Source organism: Ochrobactrum sp. 19YEA23 (genome assembly GCF_029909865.1).
GTDB lineage: Bacteria > Pseudomonadota > Alphaproteobacteria > Rhizobiales > Rhizobiaceae > Brucella > Brucella gambitense.
The window spans coordinates 58,100-74,580 of the sequence record NZ_JASAMQ010000006.1 but is presented as its reverse complement, the minus strand read 5'-3'; the positions used below and the strand labels follow the sequence as shown (position 1 = coordinate 74,580).

The window sequence follows — 16,481 nt, the reverse complement described above, 5'->3', positions numbered from 1 at the left end:
CACAAAGGCAACCTTTTTATAATTTCGCGGAGGATGACGATGGGTATGAACGCTTCGAGCAAACGTTATTCCGAGCAGGCTTCAGACGAAATGGCCTGGATACCGGGAGGCGCGTTTCAGATGGGGTCGGATAACCATTATCCTGAAGAAGCCCCGCAGCATCCGGTAAAGGTGGATGGGTTCTGGATCAGCACAACACCTGTCACCAACCGGCAGTTTTCCCGTTTTGTTGAAGAGACGGGCTATGTCACGATGGCGGAAAAAGCACCCGACCCGCGAGATTATCCCGGCGCTCTGCCCGAAATGCTGCGCGCAGGTTCGCTTGTGTTCACGCCGCCGAAAAGGGTCGAAGGCCGCGATATAGGCCAGTGGTGGAAATTCAAATTCGGAGCTAATTGGCGCAAGCCATTGGGCGGGCTGAGCGATTTACGCGGCAAGCTCGATCATCCCGTTGTTCATGTAGCCCACTGCGATGCACTTGCCTATGCTCAGTGGGCAGGTCTCGATTTACCGACTGAAGCCGAATTCGAGTTCGCCGCCAAGGGCGGGCTTGAGGATCTGGAATATGCCTGGGGCGACGAGCTGATGCCGGGCGGTATCGCCATGGCCAACACGTGGCAGGGCGTGTTCCCCGTAAAAAGCACGAAACCGGCCGGTCGCGAGCGAACATCGCCGGTGCGGTCATTTCCCGCCAACGGTTATGGCGTTTATGACATGATCGGCAATGTCTGGGAATGGACCAATGATTACTGGTCGACCAAACATTCGGAACCGGCGGCCAGTCCCTGCTGCATACCGCGCAATCCGCGTGGCGGCGAGGCATCGGCCAGTTTAGACCCGCAGCAGCCTGATATCCGCATCGCCAGACGTGTACTTAAAGGCGGTTCCCATCTCTGCTCGCCCGATTACTGCCGCCGCTATCGTCCGGCTGCGCGCCATGCGGAACCTGAGGACACATCCACAAGTCATGTCGGATTTCGGTGTGTGAAACGGCCAGTGAACTAAGGGGGAGTTCATGCACTTGCTTGCACGGATTGTGCTGATCGTTACTTTCCAGATTTCAACATCTGCATGGGCTACAGACCTTGCCTCCTGGAATGACGGCAAGTCCAGACAGCAGATCGTCGATTTTGTCGAGAAGGTAACGAAGGAAGGCAGCAAGGATTACGTCGCGCCTGCCGACCGGATCGCAGTGTTCGATAATGACGGCACGCTCTGGACAGAGCAACCCTATTATTTTCAACTGGCCTTCATTCTGGACCGCGTCAAGGCATTGGCTCCCGATCATCCGGAATGGAAGACAACAGAGCCGTTCAAGTCAATCCTGGCGGGGGATTTGGCCGGCATCGCGAAAAGCGGTGAAAAGGGTGTTGTGGAGCTTGGCATGGTGACCCATGCCGGCATGACAACGGACGAATTCAACAAGATCGCCACGGATTGGTATGCAACGGCGAAGCACCCAAAAACGGGCAAGCCATTTGCGGAAATGACATTCCTGCCCATGCGTGAACTGCTCGATTATCTGCGAGCTCATGACTTCAAGACATTCATTGTTTCGGGCGGCGGTGTAGAGTTCATGCGTCCCATGACCGAGAATGCTTATGGCATCCCTTCGGAACAGGTCATTGGCAGTAGCATCAAAACGCAATATGCCCTTGAAAATGACCAGCCCGTCCTGAAACGTCTGCCGGAGATCGACTTCATCGACGATGGTCCCGGCAAACCGGTGGGCATTAACCGGGTCATCGGCAAAAGACCGATTTTCATCGCTGGCAACTCGGATGGTGACTATGAAATGCTGCGCTGGGGCACCGCCTCTCCCACCAGCCTTGGCATCATCATCCATCACACCGATGCGGAACGGGAATATGCCTATGATCGCCAATCTTCATTCGGCAAACTGGACAAGGCTCTGGCCGAAGCTCCGGAAAGAAATTGGGTCGTCGTCGACATGAAGAACGATTGGAAGAAGGTCTATGCCTTCGAATAGTCCGCTCATCCCACACGTCATCATTCGTGGACCATAAACACTCAAGGAGGACTCCAATGCCGATCCACAGGCGCATTCTCCGATGTACAGCGAGCGGACTATTCCTGCTCGGTATGATTACGATTTCTGCTGCGCAAGACGGCAAGGCGGCTTCTGACAGGATCGAACCCGCTTCAATTCAAGCGTTAGAAAATATGGGTAAACATCTGCAGTCTTTGCAGAAATTTTCCCTTGAATCTCAAACCAGTGTGGACGCCGTTCTGGATACCGACCAGAAACTGGAGATCGGCGGCGAAATTTCCTATGAGGTCGAGAGGCCCAACAAACTCCGCATCGATCTGAAAACCGATGTTGTACAGGGCGAGTTCATTTATAACGGAACGACCTTTACCTATGTCTCGCCAAACAGCAATACTTACGCTCAGGCGCCAGCCCCTGCGACAATCAAGGAAACGCTGGAAGAAGCCGCCCAGAAATATCATCTGACATTCCCATTGGCCGATTTATTCGCCTGGGGCACTCCAGACGCACCCATTAAAGAAATTGTCGAAGGTTTCCACGCTGGTAATGCGATGGTGAATGGCAAGCCGACAGATCATTGGGCTTACCGCACCGGGGATCAGGATTTTGAAGTCTGGATCGCATCGGACGGTCCGCCCTTGCCCCTCAAGGTCTCACTTGTGGATCGTGACGATCAAACGCGCCCGCGCATGACAGCCGTTCTTAACTGGAACGAAACACCTGACATTCAGGCGAGCGCATTCGAATTCACGCCAGCGCCCAACGCACAAAAGCTCCGCTTCCTGGAAGAGGGGAATCCGCAATGAAACTCTTTCGTATCACGGTAGGACTTTTGCTCGCCACAGCCATGATTGCTCCCCAGATTGCCGAGGCTCGCGGAGCCTTTGGCGGGCGCATGCCACGTATGAATTTAGGCGGCGGCGGAATGCATGGCTTCGGTGGCGGCGGTGGCTTTCATGGTCCCCGAATGGGCGGCTTTAACGGCCCGGCGCATTTCGAACCACGCTTTAATCCATCGATGCCGCGTCCTCGCGGCGGCAATGTTCCGCATGCCAGAACGGCGCCGGGCCTGCATCCAGCGCATCATCCTGCACCGGGTCCTCATCCCGGTCCCAACCCGAAACCACACCCGGCTCCGCATCCAGCGCCGACGCCCCACCCCGGGCCGGGCCCTGCTCCACATCCGGGTCCCGGGCCAGTTCCACCCGGACCGGGACCTCATCCTTTGCCGCCCCCTCCTCCGCCGCCGCCGGGGCCATATTGGCCGGGCTATTGGAATGGCGGCTGGGATCCGGCAGCAGCAGCCATCATTGGCACCGCCGCAGCTGTGGCCATTGGTACGGTTATCGCCAATGTTCCACCAGACTGCACCAATGTTGTCGTCAACGGCATAAACTACAAGGATTGCAACGGAAACTGGTTCGAGCCGAAATATAACGGACATAGCGTCGTCTATGTCGCGGTGGCTCCGCCGAAGTAATGCGACAGGCGCTTACCCGCTTCGGCGTGACAGACGAAGCGGGTAAGCTACTAACATTGGAAAGACTGTTCGTCAGAGATGTGGAAAGGCAATCTGACTGCAAACTCTGCATGGATTGCGCATCCATTTATGCTAGATTACAGAAAGTATAAGTCCGATGCAGATTTGTGACGGCTTGGCGTAAGGAGTTTCAGGCCGATGATGCAGATCAGTCGTTGCGTATACAGAGGGGCAGCCTTTGCCTGCCTGTTTGTAGCCTCCAATGTTATGGCTGCCGATCAATCGACCACTTCCGCTCCGCAGGAACAGCGCGGCTGGATCATCACGCTCGGTGCCGGAACTGAATATGGCCCGTCCTACGAAGGCGCCCACGACAAATCTTTCAGCTTTGTACCCTCCTTCGATATTCGTCGCCTTGGTGAAGCAGCGGACCTCAGCGCTCCCGACGACAATATCGATTATTCGCTGTTTGAACTGGGTGGCGTTGAGATCGGTCCTGTCGCGAGCATTCGTGGCAATCGCAAACCCTCCGATGATCCAAGCTTACAAGGACTGCACGAAATCCGCTGGAGCGTCGATGCAGGTGCCTTTGCACAATATTGGGTTATTCAGGACAAGCTGCGCTTTCGTGTCGAAGCCCGACAAGGCTTTCGGCGTGACGATGGCTTTGTCGCGGATCTCGGTGCCGACTGGTTTCAGCGTGCGGGCAAGGATCTGATTTTCTCTGTCGGTCCTCGTCTGTCCTTCGCCAACGCAACCTATATGCAAAACAGTTTCGGCGTCAGCGCCGGTGAAGTGGCGAATGGGGCTGTTTTGCCAGCCTATGATGCACGCGGCGGCGTAAAATCGGTTGGTGTCGTGGCGAGCGTTACTTACCAGCTAACCGATACAATGAGCATTCAAGCCTATGACAAGTTTGAACGACTGGTTGGTGACGCCGCCGACAGTCCGATTGTCACGCAAGGTGGATCGCCCAATCAGAATTCTATCGGCATCATCTTGAGCCGATCATTCGAGTTCAGGTTCTGATAGTTCCTCTTCAACCTGTTCGGTCGTGGATACCAGCCAGACACCCGACAGGATGAAAATGCTCCCGGCGATCTGCAAGAGATTGGTCGGTTCCTGAAACCAAAGCCAGCTTGCGGCCAATACTGCCACATAGCTGATAGCGGATATCGGAAAAGCCTTGCTGAGATCAAAATCGGCAAGCACTTTCATCCAGAAGAAAAAGCACGCAATCTCCACCGCTACGGCAGCCAGCATCCATTGCGAAGTCGCCGCTGCGATTACCCAGCCAAAGCCTGTCGCGGTGATCTGATCCAGATGTTCGGCTGCGAACTTCACGAAGATCTGCGCCAATGTGTTGAAGACTGGAATAGCAATCCAAAGAGAAACGTGACTTTTCACGACTTCGCCTCCGGTGTTTCATCGATGGCAAACATGGGTGAAACGAGTTTCAACAGGGCCTGTATTATCGGATTGCGGTGCCTGAAGAACATCGTGTTGCGCGTCAGGCGGCTGCCAAGCCTTACCTTGTTCTCATAATAGGCCTGTCCGCTTTGATAGCGGTGCATACCGTTCTTGAGACAATATTCGAGATTGTTGAACCAGCTCAGATAATAGAGATTGTACTTACGCCCGGCCTCCGCATCCATGCAAAAGAACTTGTCCACCAGTACCTTTTCGTCACAGACGAAGACGTTTGCCGCGAGAATTTGATCTTCCACTTTATAGACGGTGCAAAATGCGCGACCCCGCATCTGCCTCAATATGCCAGTGAAATAGGCGCTGGTGAGCGCTTCAAACTGCCACTCGCTGCGGTCGCGCGTGTCGTTATAAAGTTCCACGAAGCGCGGCAAAAAATCAGCAATGTCCGCGTGATACTCGACAGTTACGGCATCGCGACTGCGCAATTTGCGGCGCATATCCTTACGTGTTCCCGGTGACAAACGCGCCATATAGTCGTCTATCGATGCAAAATCGATGTCCAGCCAAGCGGTTGCCAGTCCGGGTATGACGGCATAGCCGCCACTTGCAAACACAGTTTGCAAGACAGCGGGAAGCGTCTCCGGCACATCTTTGATGCCCCGAAGGGCGCAACCTTCCGCATCGGCCATTCGGCTGAAGCCATCAAGCAGTTGCTTGAGCAAAACCGGCTGCATCTCAGGCGTTACAGACGAATGAAATCCCGGCACGCCATTTTCAGTGCAGGGCGAGCCAAGACAGGCAAGGCGCAGAGTGAGAAAACTCGACCAATAGCGCCGGACGCCACGCACCATCCGGCGCACACGCCCCTCCTCCAATGTCGTATCAAGTTGATACTCCGTCAGAAAAGCGGGCATTGCAGCAACAACGCGCTCGTTTTGTACAATCGTGACATAGCGCCAGTGAAAACCCTCGATCCCTGCCTGCTCAACCGCGAGCAGATAATCGTAGTTCTCGATTTCATTGGGAAAGCAGTCGTTCCAGGCCTCGCGGCCGATATGCGCAATGGAGGCGACGACCCGCGTTTCGGCGAGCGCCGTCTTGCCGATCAAAACCGGGGTGCATGCTGGCAATCCGTCAAACAAGCTCGCAAGCATTCTGCCCCTCGAAATAGCTGGCGGTGAAATCCGCGACCGAACGATGCTGCCGATCGACATGGATCATGTGATAGCTATCCTCAATCCAGTGCAGGCTATTGGGCGCGCCCAGATGTCGGGCGATATATTCCGCCTGTCGCGGATTGCTCAGATCGTCTTCGCGCGCATGGAGGATAAGTGTCGGGGTGCGAATAGCGGGAAGCTGCTGTCGAAATGTCCGCCCCAGACGGTACATTTCAATGATCCCGGTTCCGGGGAAATGTTCAAGCACACCCTCTGCCGACATGCCTGTCATGAGGCGGCGCAACCGGTCATCTTTGATACCCATCGCTGGCGTTTCGGAAAAATTGAGACGATTGAGAAAAGGAACGTGGGCCAACCAGCCGATCTGCCGTGACAAGAACGGATAGAAGAAGGGTACCCCCCAGCCATCGTAATGAAAGCACGGCGAATAAAGTGCGACGGCCTTTATGGAACCCGGATTTCTATGCGCTGACAAAAGCGCAAGCTTTCCGCCAACACAAATGCCAGCCGCATAGGTCGTTTCGGAATAAGCTTTCAGCTTCTCCGCCGCCTCATCGACACTATCAAGCCAATCGCGCCAATGGCTCTTGCGAAATGACGCTTCGCTTTCTCCATGTCCAGCAAGAAGAGGGGCATAGACCGTAAAACCACGTCGATTGAGAAGTCGTCCGACCAGACGCATCTCTGCAGGAGCGCCAGTCATACCGTGAACCAGTAACACGGCCTGTCCGTTCGTTCCCGGCATGAAGAATGAAAATGGATCGGAGAGATTCATGAATTTTGCTTTCTCAAAGCCCTGTCAGGCCGACGCAAACGACGCCGATTGTGATCAGAGAAACACCAAAGGCGTGACGTTGATTGATCTTCTCAGAGAAGAATAATGCCCCAGCGACAACCATTGCTGCATAGCTCAACGCCATCAAAGGAAAGGCGATCGATAGCGGAACCTGTTCCAACACCAACATCCAGCAGAACAGTTCCACCGCCCAGAAGATCACACCCAGCCATGTGACCGGCAGCAAAAGCGTTCGCCACATATCCGGCGCACGGTCCGCCGCAAACTTAAAACAGACTTCGCGTCCCACTTCCGTAAGGATGCAGAAAATAACCAAAGCCAGCATCGACAAGGAAAGCGTTCCGGTCATTGCGCCATCATCCCGCTCAATGCATGCAAAAGCTGATGATTGAGCGCGCTGTTGACCGCAATTGCGCGCTCAATGGCATCAGGTCCAGCAGGCTGATCAAGCATGATCTCGATATTTTTCGCGATCCGGCGGGTGAACGGTCCACGATAAATGGGTCGCGAATAATCACCGATCACATCAGCCCCGATAATGCGGTGACGTCCGCTGATCGCGCGTAATGCCTCCAATAGAAATGGCAACCGCATCTGACCCTGATCCCAGTTGGTGATGACTTCGTCGCGGGCCAGAACATCCTTGTCGATGGTGATGTAAGCAGCCTCTGTGCCAATGCGGGAGGTCAAGCGTGATATGAAATTCGCCTCTCCACATTCGGCAATTGTCCGCCAGTCGATATAGCCCCGTCGGTGGGAATGGCTTGCTCCGGAACCATAGTTGCGCCAGACACGACTTGGCGCATGGTTATAAGGATAAAGTTCAAGCCGCTCGTCGCGCAGAAGGGACAGATTAGCGCCCTTCCATTCCGGAAAATTCAGGTCGCTGCTGCAAACACCAATGGTGATGATCTTCTTTACCAGAGGATTTGAGGTAGCGCGATTGACCCAGGACCCGCAATGCACACCATTCTTAAAATGAACCCAGTCAGGATGATTATCGAAATGGATAAGGGTAACTGGTTGGGATGACTGCTCCAGCGCCAACTCCAGCAACAGAGAAGTGACGTGGTGAAAATCACCCGATCCCATGAAGCACAAGGGAGCCGTTCCACCAGCCCTGGTATAGACCACGGACAGCCGCTCTTTTAGCTTGGTCAGTTCATCCGGACGAGCCCAAAGACGAAGCAAGTCGCCTTCAGCCTTCACCATGGTTTCGGATGCGCCGGCATCGCGGCACGTCTTCATGAAGTCGGATTGCAGCTCCAGCGCGTCATCGAGATGAAGTAGATGGAGCTGCATTTTTGTTATCGCTTTGCTGCGCGCACGAAGAGTTGGTCAAGCAGCGTCAGCGCAAGATCGATCTCCTCGCGGGAAATCATCAGGTTGGGAGCCAGCGTGATGACATTCTTGTGGTAGCCGCCAACGTCGAGCACGAGACCATAGTTCTTGCCATTGACAGCAAGATCGCCCTTCATGCCCTCATCGCACATCCAGTCAAGCGTCGCCTTGTCCGGCGTATAGCTGTCTTCCTGACAAACCTCTAACCGGAGCGCGAGGCCAAGACCGTCAACTTCGCCGATTGTCTTGTGCTTTGCCTGCAGCTGCTTCAGACCATCGAGGAAGTAAGCGCCCTTCTCCATGATAGAGGCGCCGTAGTCTTCCTCTTCTTCCAGCATCCGCAGGGTCTCAAGGGCAACAGCGGTACCCATGGGGTTGCTTGCAAATGTGGAATGGGTCGAGCCGGGAGGGAAAACGCCCGGATGGATCATGTCTTCACGCGCCCAGATACCCGAAAGCGGGTTGAGACCATTGGTGATTGCCTTGCCGAACACCAACACATCCGGGTTGACGCCAAAATGCTCAATCGACCAGAGCTTTCCGGTGCGATAAACTCCCATCTGAATTTCGTCGACGACCAGCAAAATGCCGTGTTCATCTAGAACCTTCTTCAGTTCTTTGAAGAAATTCATCGGCGGAATAACATAACCACCCGTGCCCTGAATCGGCTCCACATAGAAGGCCGCGAATTCGGACTTGCCGGCTTTCGGATCCCATACGCCGTTATATTCACTTTCAAACAAGCGAGCGAATTTCTGCACGCAATAGTGGCCGTATTCTTCCTTGCTCATGCCCTTTGGGCCACGGAAATGATAAGGAAATTCAATGAACTGCGCGCGATCTGAGAAATGCCCGTAACGACGGCGATAACGATAGCTCGATGTAATCGAAGATGCGCCCAGCGTACGTCCGTGATAGCCGCCTTCAAAGGCAAACATCAGACTCTTGCCACCACTGAAGTTGCGCACCAGCTTGAGTGAATCTTCAACCGCCTGCGATCCGCCAACGTTGAAATGTACCCGACCTTTTGTTCCGAACTTGCGTTGCGCGTCCTGCGCAATCAAAGCTGCAAGTTCCACCTTCTCGCGATGGAGATACTGCGAGGCAACCTGTGGCAGCGTATCAAGCTGGCGATGCGCAGCCGCATTCAAACGCGGATTGCGATAGCCGAAATTGACGGCCGAATACCACATCTGCAGATCGAGAAACGGCGTCTCCTGCTCGTTGAACAGGAACGATCCTTCGCAACCGGTGAAAAAGGCCGGATTTTCCGAGTAATGGACAGTGTCACCATGCGAGCAATAAAGCTCTTCAAGAAGACGCAGATCGCTTTCGGTTTCAGCAACGACCGAATAGGGTTGGGACGAATTGGAAGTCACAGTCTTGTTCATGGATGTGCTTTCTGAGAGTTATGATAGTTGTCTTTGCAACAGGCGCATTTCGAGCGTCGGCTGGCCACTTTTGGGCGGATTAGCCGTTACAAAGGTTGGGACTTACAGCTCTTGGAACTCAGCGAGACAGGTGATTACTCAAGCAGCAGCGAAGCTCTGTGGAAGCGCCTCTTCCCGCAACGCGGGTAACAAGGCACGCAGACTTCGTGTGATATCGTGGAAGCCGTCATAGGCTATGAATGGGATATTCCGGCTTCGGCAATGATCCGCCAGAGATTTCTTGGCGAAGATGAGTTCTGGTCGGTCGGACACGCAGAAGTCCGACCGACCATCGCCAACGTAGACGCGAGGGACGGCAACATCGAGAACCCTGCATTTGCAGACGCCTGATGCAGCCCGACATCCACTGTCGGCGTAAGGAGAAAGGAGTGCGTAGCGATCGCGCCCGGCATGTTCGGTTACAAGAAAACGGTTGGCGACCACCGGCAACGAGCCGAGATCAAATCGCGAAAGAATGCGACGGATAAAATAGTCCACACCATCGCTGACAATCGTAACGGCTAGGTTTTCCGACTGGCAGAAGGCGACGAATGCAATGAAGCCGGGATCGATCTCGATTTCATCAAGCACCCTGTCAAGTTCATCAGGACGCGCATTTATCAAGGCGATCTGCTGACGCATGCAGGCGCCGGAGTCGATCTCGCCCGCGGCCCATTGCGCCTCGATTTCTTCCCATGATGGATCGGCAAGACGAGACAGAACATAATCTGTTGCATCATGCGTCGAGATCGTTCCATCAAAGTCACAGTAAATATGCATTTCATCAGCCCTTGGTAATTGGCTGAGCTTTTAGCAACCCTAACTGAGGCGATGATGATGGGAAACTGAGGCGAAACTGAAATCTGGACAGTTTTTTGAAAGAATCTGCATTTTTTGCAAATAGAGTCAGCGCCGAGACGGGGCCGCAACCGCCTTACCAATAACAAGGTCGACGCGCAAACCCCGGCCGTTATCAGGCACGTCCAATGACACTTTTACCGAAAGACGGGTCGCAATATCCGCAACGATGGCAAGACCCAATCCAGTCCCTTCTTCCCGCGGCGAGCCAACACGATAAAACCGCTGGAACACGGCTTCGCGTTGTTCCGAGGGTATACCCGGACCGGTATCGCAGATCGTCAACAGCCATTCCGTTTCGTTTTCATCATGGAGCGAAACGTGAATGTCGCCCCCCTCCGGGGTATATTTGGTAGCGTTTTCGATCAGGTTCTCAACAAGCAGGCGTAGCAAAGGCTCGTCGGTATCGACCCAGGCATCTTCAACGCCATCCAAGGTGATATCCAGACGCTTCTGCCGAATGACCGGGCCCAGTTCAGCCAGAACGGACGCCGCCATATCATAGAGATTGAACTGGCTATATTGGACCTGCTGGTAGCTGACGCGTCCCGCCTGCAAGAGCTGTTCAATCAAACGCAGAGCCTTCTCGTTGCTTTGCACGAGACTGGCGACGATGGCCTTCCGCTCATCTTCATTATCCGATTGTTGCAACATCTGGAGCAACAGCTTCAAACCAGCATGAGGCGTGCGCAACTGATGTGCAGCGTGATCAGCGAACCGCCGTTCGGCCGTGAGCGAGCGATCAAGCTTGCTCATCAACTGGTTGACGGAGCGCCCAAGAGGCGTGAGATCGCGGGGCAATCCATCTGTCGGGATAAATGAGAGATCATCCGATGAACGGCTGCGTATCTGGTTGATCAGCCCGTGAATCGTCCGCAAGCCCCGCCGGATGCCGAACCACATCAGCAATCCGATCAAGGGAATGAGGATCAGAAGCGGGATGACCAGATTGAGCAGAATGTTGGAGACCAGAGTATTGCGCAGTTCGGTTTTCTCGCCGACCTCCACAACAAACTGGTCGCCTGGTATCTGGAGCGTGTAAATCCGCCAGAGTTCCCCGTCATAGACGACATCAGACAGACCGCTTCCCGACAAGGGCTGTTCCGGACGAAAGGCGGTCGTGGAATAGACAGCTATCCCTCCGTTTTTCCAGACGCGAAACATATGCGCATCGGCGTAATCGTCGACGTCTTCATTCAGCGCCAGCTGGTCCCCCATGGCGAAGTCCAGATCCTTGAACTGGCGAGCCTCATTGAAATTGTGCTTTTGCAGCGGCTTTTGCAGCAGGTTCCATAGCACATTGGCATCGTTGATCAGTTGCGCATCATAGATATGATTGATTTCGCGCAGCGCACTCTGGAAAGCGAACACGCCGATAATAACCAGTGCGATGAGAATTGTCGGAGCGACGCGGATGAACAGACTCCACGTCAAAGTGGGCTGTTTCATCGTTCAACCATATATCCGACACCGCGCATCGAGGTGATGAAATCCGCTCCCAGCTTTTTGCGCAGATTGTAGATAATCACCTCAGTGGTGTTGCTTTCAATGGCGCTTTCCGTGCTGTAGAGCGCATATTCGATATCGCGCTTGGTCACATATTTGCCTGCGCGTTCCATCAAAAGCTTCAGCAGTTGAAACTCTTTCGCAGTAACGGCAATTGGGCCGTCGCTTCCGCGCACAACCATTGCCGCCGGATCAACTTCAATCGGGCCGCTTTTTAAAATGCTATCTGCACGTCCGTCTCGCCGCCGCAACACAGCGCGCAAACGGGCGAGCAGTTCTTCCAGATCGAATGGTTTAGTCAGATAGTCGTCGGCACCACTGTCCAGCCCCTCGACCCGTTGTTGCGGCAGATCGCGCGCCGTCAACAGGAGAATAGGTATGCTGTTACCTGATTGTCTGGCTCTGCGCAGAACGTCTATGCCACTCAGTTTCGGCAGATTAACATCAAGCACGACGATGCTATATTCGAGCGTTGCCAACGCCTCGACCGCGGCCTCGCCGTCCTGCACCCAATCAACGCCATAAGCATGCTTCTCAAGGACCTGAGAGAGAGAACGCCCTAATATAATATCATCTTCAACAAGTAAGACGCGCAATTTTCTAACCTTCAGCCATGAAGAATTTGAATTCTTAGCCCGGCCATTCCGGCAATTTTACGACAGTCATTAGCGCTGCATTATGAATCAGAGCGCAGTCCTTTGCTTATCCCTTCTCAATCACGCGAATATGCTGTCCACTACCAATATCGATGAGTTGCGTGGGCGGTGGTACCTGATGAACATCATGCTTGCCGAAATTCTGCGGATAGAAAGCGTAGCCCTCCGGCGCTTCCGGGGCGGCTTTGTCGTCGAGAAGACGTCTCCCGGAAAGCTCCATCATGGGATCTGGAATGGCCGAGATCAACTGCCTTGTGTAAGGATGGGTCGGATTTGAGAAAATTCGATCCCAAGGGCCGCTTTCGACAATCTGCCCGAAATACATGACAGCCACACGGTCGCTCATATGTTCCACGACGCTCAGATCATGGCTGATCATGATATAGGACAGGCCCAGCCTCTCCTTTAACTCCAGCAATAGATTGATGATCTGTGCACGAATGGAGACGTCGAGCGCAGAGACAGGTTCATCGAGAACAATTACCTTCGGATTGAGCAAGAGCGCCCGCGCAATCCCGATGCGTTGACGCTGGCCTCCGGAGAATTCATGCGGAAAACGTTTCGCATGCTCAGGCTTCAAACCGACGAGGCGCAAGATCTCCTCGATCCGCCCATCCACCTCGCTGCGCGATACCACTCCATGAAGCCGCAACGGGGCGGCAAGTGAGGTATAAACCGTCTGGCGCGGATTGAGCGAGGCAAACGGATCCTGAAACACCATCTGCGCCATTTGTGCGCGTTCAAGCCGCGATGGTTCGTGTCTGCCGGTGATCGGGCGTCCTTCAAAGTAAATCTCGCCGCTTGTCGGTTTCTGCAATCCCACAATCGAAAGCGCGAGGGTGGATTTACCGCAGCCGGATTCACCCACAATTGACAGGCACTCGCCCTTGTTGAGCGTCAGGCTGAGATTGTTGACTGCACGCAGCAACTGTCTGGAACGGCTGAAGACTCCACCAGAGACGGGAAAATAGACGCAGATATCGTCAATGGTGACGAGCGGTTGCGTTGTTCGGGTTGAATGCATGTCATTCATGATGGAAACACCTCACCACACCCGCATCTTGAAGCGGCGTCCATCCCGGCTTTTCCGCGCGACATATTTCAGTTGCGCGCGTGCAGCGCGGTTCAAACCGGCACCCTTTTGGAAAAGCGGAAATGGAGGGCACTACGCCTTCAATTTCCTGCAGCTGCCGCTGTCCTTCCTTTTGACGCGAACCAAGCTTGGGCAGCGATGCCAGAAGACCATGGGCATAAGGGTGCGACGGATGCTGGAACAGACCAGCCGTTATGCGCTCTTCAACCAGATGTCCTGCATACATGACGCCGACGCGGCGGCACATCTTGGCAATGACACCGAGATCATGACTGATCATCAACACGGACGTGCCACGTTCAGCACAAAGTTCCTGCATCAGACGCAGGATTTCGGCCTGCACGGTAACATCGAGCGCTGTGGTTGGTTCGTCTGCAATCAGAAGATCGGGATCGCAAGCCAGAGCAATCGCAATCATGACGCGCTGGCGCATGCCGCCCGACATCTGGTGCGGATAGTTCTTCACCCGTTGATCGGGCGCCGGAACCTGCACATTTGCAAGCGCTTCAACCGCCTTGCGCTCGGCTTCATGCCAGGTCGCGCCTTGATGCAGCACAAACATTTCCGCTATCTGCCGGCCAACAGGCGACAGAGGATTGAGCGCGGTCATTGGCTCCTGAAAAATCATCGCGATGCGACTGCCGCGCAGTTTGCGCATTTCGCGCGACGAAAGACTGTTCAAATCCTGTCCGTTGAAGCGAATAGCGCCACCGGTGACCGACAGGGGTTTGCGCAGCAAGCCGATCATCGACAATGCCGTTATGCTCTTGCCGCAACCGGATTCACCCACGAGACCGAAGGTCTCTCCCGCGCCAATGGTGAAGGATACATCTTCAACCACATTGTGCCTGGTAGAGCCGGACACGATATCGATGCGAAGGTTTTCCACCTCCAGAAGTGCTTTTTCGCTCATACCTTGCGTGTCCTCATATGCGGGTCGAGCCAGTCGCGCAGGCCATCGCCAAAGAGATTGAGACCAAGCACGGTGAGGAAGATCGCCACGCCGGGGAAAATGGCGGCCCAAGGCGCGTTGACGATGAGTTCGCGCGCGTCGGTCAGCATATTACCCCAGCTTGGATCAGGCGGGCTGATACCAAGCCCGAGATAGGAAAGCGCGGCCTCGGCGAGAATGGCGTCACCCATGCCAAGCGTACCAATGACAAGGATCGGGCCGATCATATTGAGCACGATCTGCGTGATCATGATGCGAATATCGCTATAGCCCAGCATTTTCGCAGCCTGCACATAACCCTGCTTCTTGAGTGAGAGCGTTGAGCTGCGGGCGATGCGGCATGTCCAGGACCAGTTCGTCAGACCAAGCGCCAGCAACAGGCTGGGAAGGCCGGGGCCGAGCACCGCCATGATGGCCAATGCAAAAATCAGCGACGGGATTGCCAGCATCAGATTGGTCAACCCATTGACGAAATCGTCCCACCAACCGCCGAAATAGCCCGCCGATATACCGAAGCCGAGACCGATCACCGTGTTGATGCATTGCGAGACAATGCCAACCGTCAACGATATCTGCGCTCCATAGAGGATACGCGAGTAAACGTCGCGGCCCTGTGCATCAGTCCCGAACCAGAACTGGGCGTCGGGCGGCAATTCGGCATTCATAAGATCGGCATCAAGAACCGGATGATAATGAGCCAGCAATGGCGCAAAGACTGCCGCTATCAGAATGATGATGCATACGAGCCCGCCGAATACGAGATTAAAACGCAGCTTCATTGGCTTACTCGTGGCTGATGCGCGGGTCGATGACCGCGTAAAGAATGTCAACGATCGTGTTGATGACGAGGAACCATAAAACGATCACGAGAATTGCGCCTTGCACAACGGGAATATCACGCAGTGATACGCTGTCGATCAGCAAAGAGCCAAGGCCCGGCCACGAGAAGAGCTTTTCCACGACGACAGCCTGCCCCATCATCGATCCGAATTGCAGGCCGATTGTCGTTATGATCAGCACAAGCGCGTTGCGCATGACGTGCCATTTTACGAGCCTGAAGCTGTTCATGCCCTTCGAGCGTGCCGTGCGGATGAAGTCAGCGCCCATCACTTCCAGCACTGCGGCGCGCGTTGTTCGCGCCAGCAAAGCCAAGGGTGCTACACCCAAAGTCAGCGCGGGTAGAATGATGTTGCGTATACCGCCGTCACCATAACCGAAACTTGGCAGCCAGCCGAGTGTCAGCGCAAAAAGATACATAGCCAATAGGCCAAGCCAGAATTGCGGCATTGAAAGGCCGGAAACTGCACCGATCATCGTCGTGCTGTCAAGAATGCTCCCGGGCTTGAGCGCCGCCAGAAACCCCAGCGGCACGCCGATCAAAATCGCAAATCCCATTGCCGCAAAAGCGAGCTTCAACGTCGGCCACATGCGCTCTTGAATGAGCGTAACGACCGGCTGTCTTGAACGATAGGACGTACCGAGATCGAATTTGGCCAGCTGAACGAGATAGTTGCCGAAACGCACGTGAACGGGTTTGTCGAGGCCGAATTCCTGCGTGATTTTTTCGACCAGTTTCGGGTCGCTCATGCCTTTGCCGCTGGCAACAAGACCTGTAGCGATGCTGCCCGGAACAACGCTGAAGATGACGAAGACCAGCAACGACACCGCAAGAACAGTCGGGATCATCTGCAAGACGCGACGGACAATGAAATAGAGCACGCAGTCCTCCTTTCGGATCAGCGACGAAGCGCT

The 16,481-nt window shown here is 54.5% G+C and carries 18 protein-coding genes; 5 read left to right on the top strand and 13 right to left on the bottom strand.

Annotated elements, in window-relative coordinates:
- The first annotated feature begins 39 nt into the window (after positions 1 to 39).
- The 5 genes from QBD01_RS15960 (at position 40) to QBD01_RS15940 (ending at position 4,520) form a co-directional block, all read left to right on the top strand.
- Positions 40 to 1,005, top strand: coding sequence for a formylglycine-generating enzyme family protein (locus QBD01_RS15960; RefSeq protein ID WP_280993630.1), 966 nt, complete (start codon positions 40 to 42; stop codon positions 1,003 to 1,005).
- Positions 1,006 to 1,015: 10 nt separating this feature from the next.
- Positions 1,016 to 1,990, top strand: a complete 975-nt coding sequence (locus tag QBD01_RS15955) for an HAD family hydrolase (protein WP_280993629.1) — start codon at positions 1,016 to 1,018, stop codon at positions 1,988 to 1,990.
- 26 nt (positions 1,991 to 2,016) lie between these two features.
- On the top strand, positions 2,017 to 2,817 hold the full coding sequence (locus QBD01_RS15950) for a DUF2092 domain-containing protein (RefSeq protein WP_280993628.1): 801 nt from the start codon (positions 2,017 to 2,019) through the stop codon (positions 2,815 to 2,817).
- The gene (locus tag QBD01_RS15945; RefSeq protein WP_280993627.1) at positions 2,814 to 3,491 is read left to right on the top strand and encodes a hypothetical protein; all 678 of its coding nucleotides are present in this window, start codon (positions 2,814 to 2,816) and stop codon (positions 3,489 to 3,491) included. Before QBD01_RS15950 ends, QBD01_RS15945 begins: the two co-directional genes overlap by 4 nt.
- A gap of 198 nt (positions 3,492 to 3,689) precedes the next feature.
- Entirely contained in the window at positions 3,690 to 4,520 is an 831-nt protein-coding gene (locus QBD01_RS15940; protein ID WP_280993626.1) for a MipA/OmpV family protein, read from the top strand.
- Here QBD01_RS15940 and QBD01_RS15935 read toward each other — a convergent pair.
- From QBD01_RS15935 to QBD01_RS15875, 13 genes are all read right to left on the bottom strand, one after another.
- Positions 4,500 to 4,898 (bottom strand): EamA family transporter, encoded by a 399-nt coding sequence (locus tag QBD01_RS15935; protein ID WP_280993625.1) that lies wholly within the window; start codon positions 4,896 to 4,898, stop codon positions 4,500 to 4,502. The genes QBD01_RS15940 and QBD01_RS15935 overlap by 21 nt on opposite strands.
- Entirely contained in the window at positions 4,895 to 6,073 is a 1,179-nt protein-coding gene (locus tag QBD01_RS15930) for a GNAT family N-acetyltransferase (RefSeq protein ID WP_280993624.1), read from the bottom strand. The genes QBD01_RS15935 and QBD01_RS15930 overlap by 4 nt, the downstream gene beginning before the upstream one ends.
- On the bottom strand, positions 6,054 to 6,872 hold the full coding sequence (locus tag QBD01_RS15925) for an alpha/beta fold hydrolase (RefSeq protein WP_280993623.1): 819 nt from the start codon (positions 6,870 to 6,872) through the stop codon (positions 6,054 to 6,056). The genes QBD01_RS15930 and QBD01_RS15925 overlap by 20 nt, the downstream gene beginning before the upstream one ends.
- Positions 6,873 to 6,885: 13 nt before the next feature.
- Positions 6,886 to 7,242 carry an EamA family transporter gene (locus QBD01_RS15920; RefSeq protein WP_280993622.1) on the bottom strand — a complete coding sequence of 119 codons (357 nt, stop codon included), beginning with the start codon at positions 7,240 to 7,242 and terminating at the stop codon, positions 6,886 to 6,888.
- Positions 7,239 to 8,195, bottom strand: a complete 957-nt coding sequence (locus QBD01_RS15915; RefSeq protein ID WP_280993621.1) for an arginase family protein — start codon at positions 8,193 to 8,195, stop codon at positions 7,239 to 7,241. The genes QBD01_RS15920 and QBD01_RS15915 overlap by 4 nt, the downstream gene beginning before the upstream one ends.
- A 5-nt stretch (positions 8,196 to 8,200) precedes the next feature.
- Positions 8,201 to 9,625 carry an aminotransferase class III-fold pyridoxal phosphate-dependent enzyme gene (locus QBD01_RS15910; protein WP_280993620.1) on the bottom strand — a complete coding sequence of 475 codons (1,425 nt, stop codon included), beginning with the start codon at positions 9,623 to 9,625 and terminating at the stop codon, positions 8,201 to 8,203.
- A 138-nt stretch (positions 9,626 to 9,763) separates the two neighbouring features.
- A complete protein-coding gene (locus tag QBD01_RS15905; protein WP_182522007.1) occupies positions 9,764 to 10,444 on the bottom strand; it encodes an MtnX-like HAD-IB family phosphatase in 681 nt (226 codons plus the stop codon).
- Positions 10,445 to 10,570: 126 nt separating this feature from the next.
- Positions 10,571 to 11,971 carry an ATP-binding protein gene (locus QBD01_RS15900; RefSeq protein WP_280993619.1) on the bottom strand — a complete coding sequence of 467 codons (1,401 nt, stop codon included), beginning with the start codon at positions 11,969 to 11,971 and terminating at the stop codon, positions 10,571 to 10,573.
- The gene (locus QBD01_RS15895; protein WP_280993618.1) at positions 11,968 to 12,624 is read right to left on the bottom strand and encodes a response regulator transcription factor; all 657 of its coding nucleotides are present in this window, start codon (positions 12,622 to 12,624) and stop codon (positions 11,968 to 11,970) included. Before QBD01_RS15895 ends, QBD01_RS15900 begins: the two co-directional genes overlap by 4 nt.
- 106 nt (positions 12,625 to 12,730) lie before the next feature.
- Positions 12,731 to 13,717, bottom strand: coding sequence for an ATP-binding cassette domain-containing protein (locus QBD01_RS15890; RefSeq protein WP_280993617.1), 987 nt, complete (start codon positions 13,715 to 13,717; stop codon positions 12,731 to 12,733).
- Positions 13,710 to 14,690 carry an ABC transporter ATP-binding protein gene (locus QBD01_RS15885; protein ID WP_280993616.1) on the bottom strand — a complete coding sequence of 327 codons (981 nt, stop codon included), beginning with the start codon at positions 14,688 to 14,690 and terminating at the stop codon, positions 13,710 to 13,712. Before QBD01_RS15885 ends, QBD01_RS15890 begins: the two co-directional genes overlap by 8 nt.
- The gene (locus QBD01_RS15880; RefSeq protein WP_280993615.1) at positions 14,687 to 15,508 is read right to left on the bottom strand and encodes an ABC transporter permease; all 822 of its coding nucleotides are present in this window, start codon (positions 15,506 to 15,508) and stop codon (positions 14,687 to 14,689) included. The genes QBD01_RS15885 and QBD01_RS15880 overlap by 4 nt, the downstream gene beginning before the upstream one ends.
- Positions 15,509 to 15,512: 4 nt before the next feature.
- Complete coding sequence (locus QBD01_RS15875; RefSeq protein ID WP_078340670.1) at positions 15,513 to 16,448, bottom strand: ABC transporter permease; 936 nt, start codon at positions 16,446 to 16,448, stop codon at positions 15,513 to 15,515.
- Positions 16,449 to 16,481: the final 33 nt, after the last annotated feature.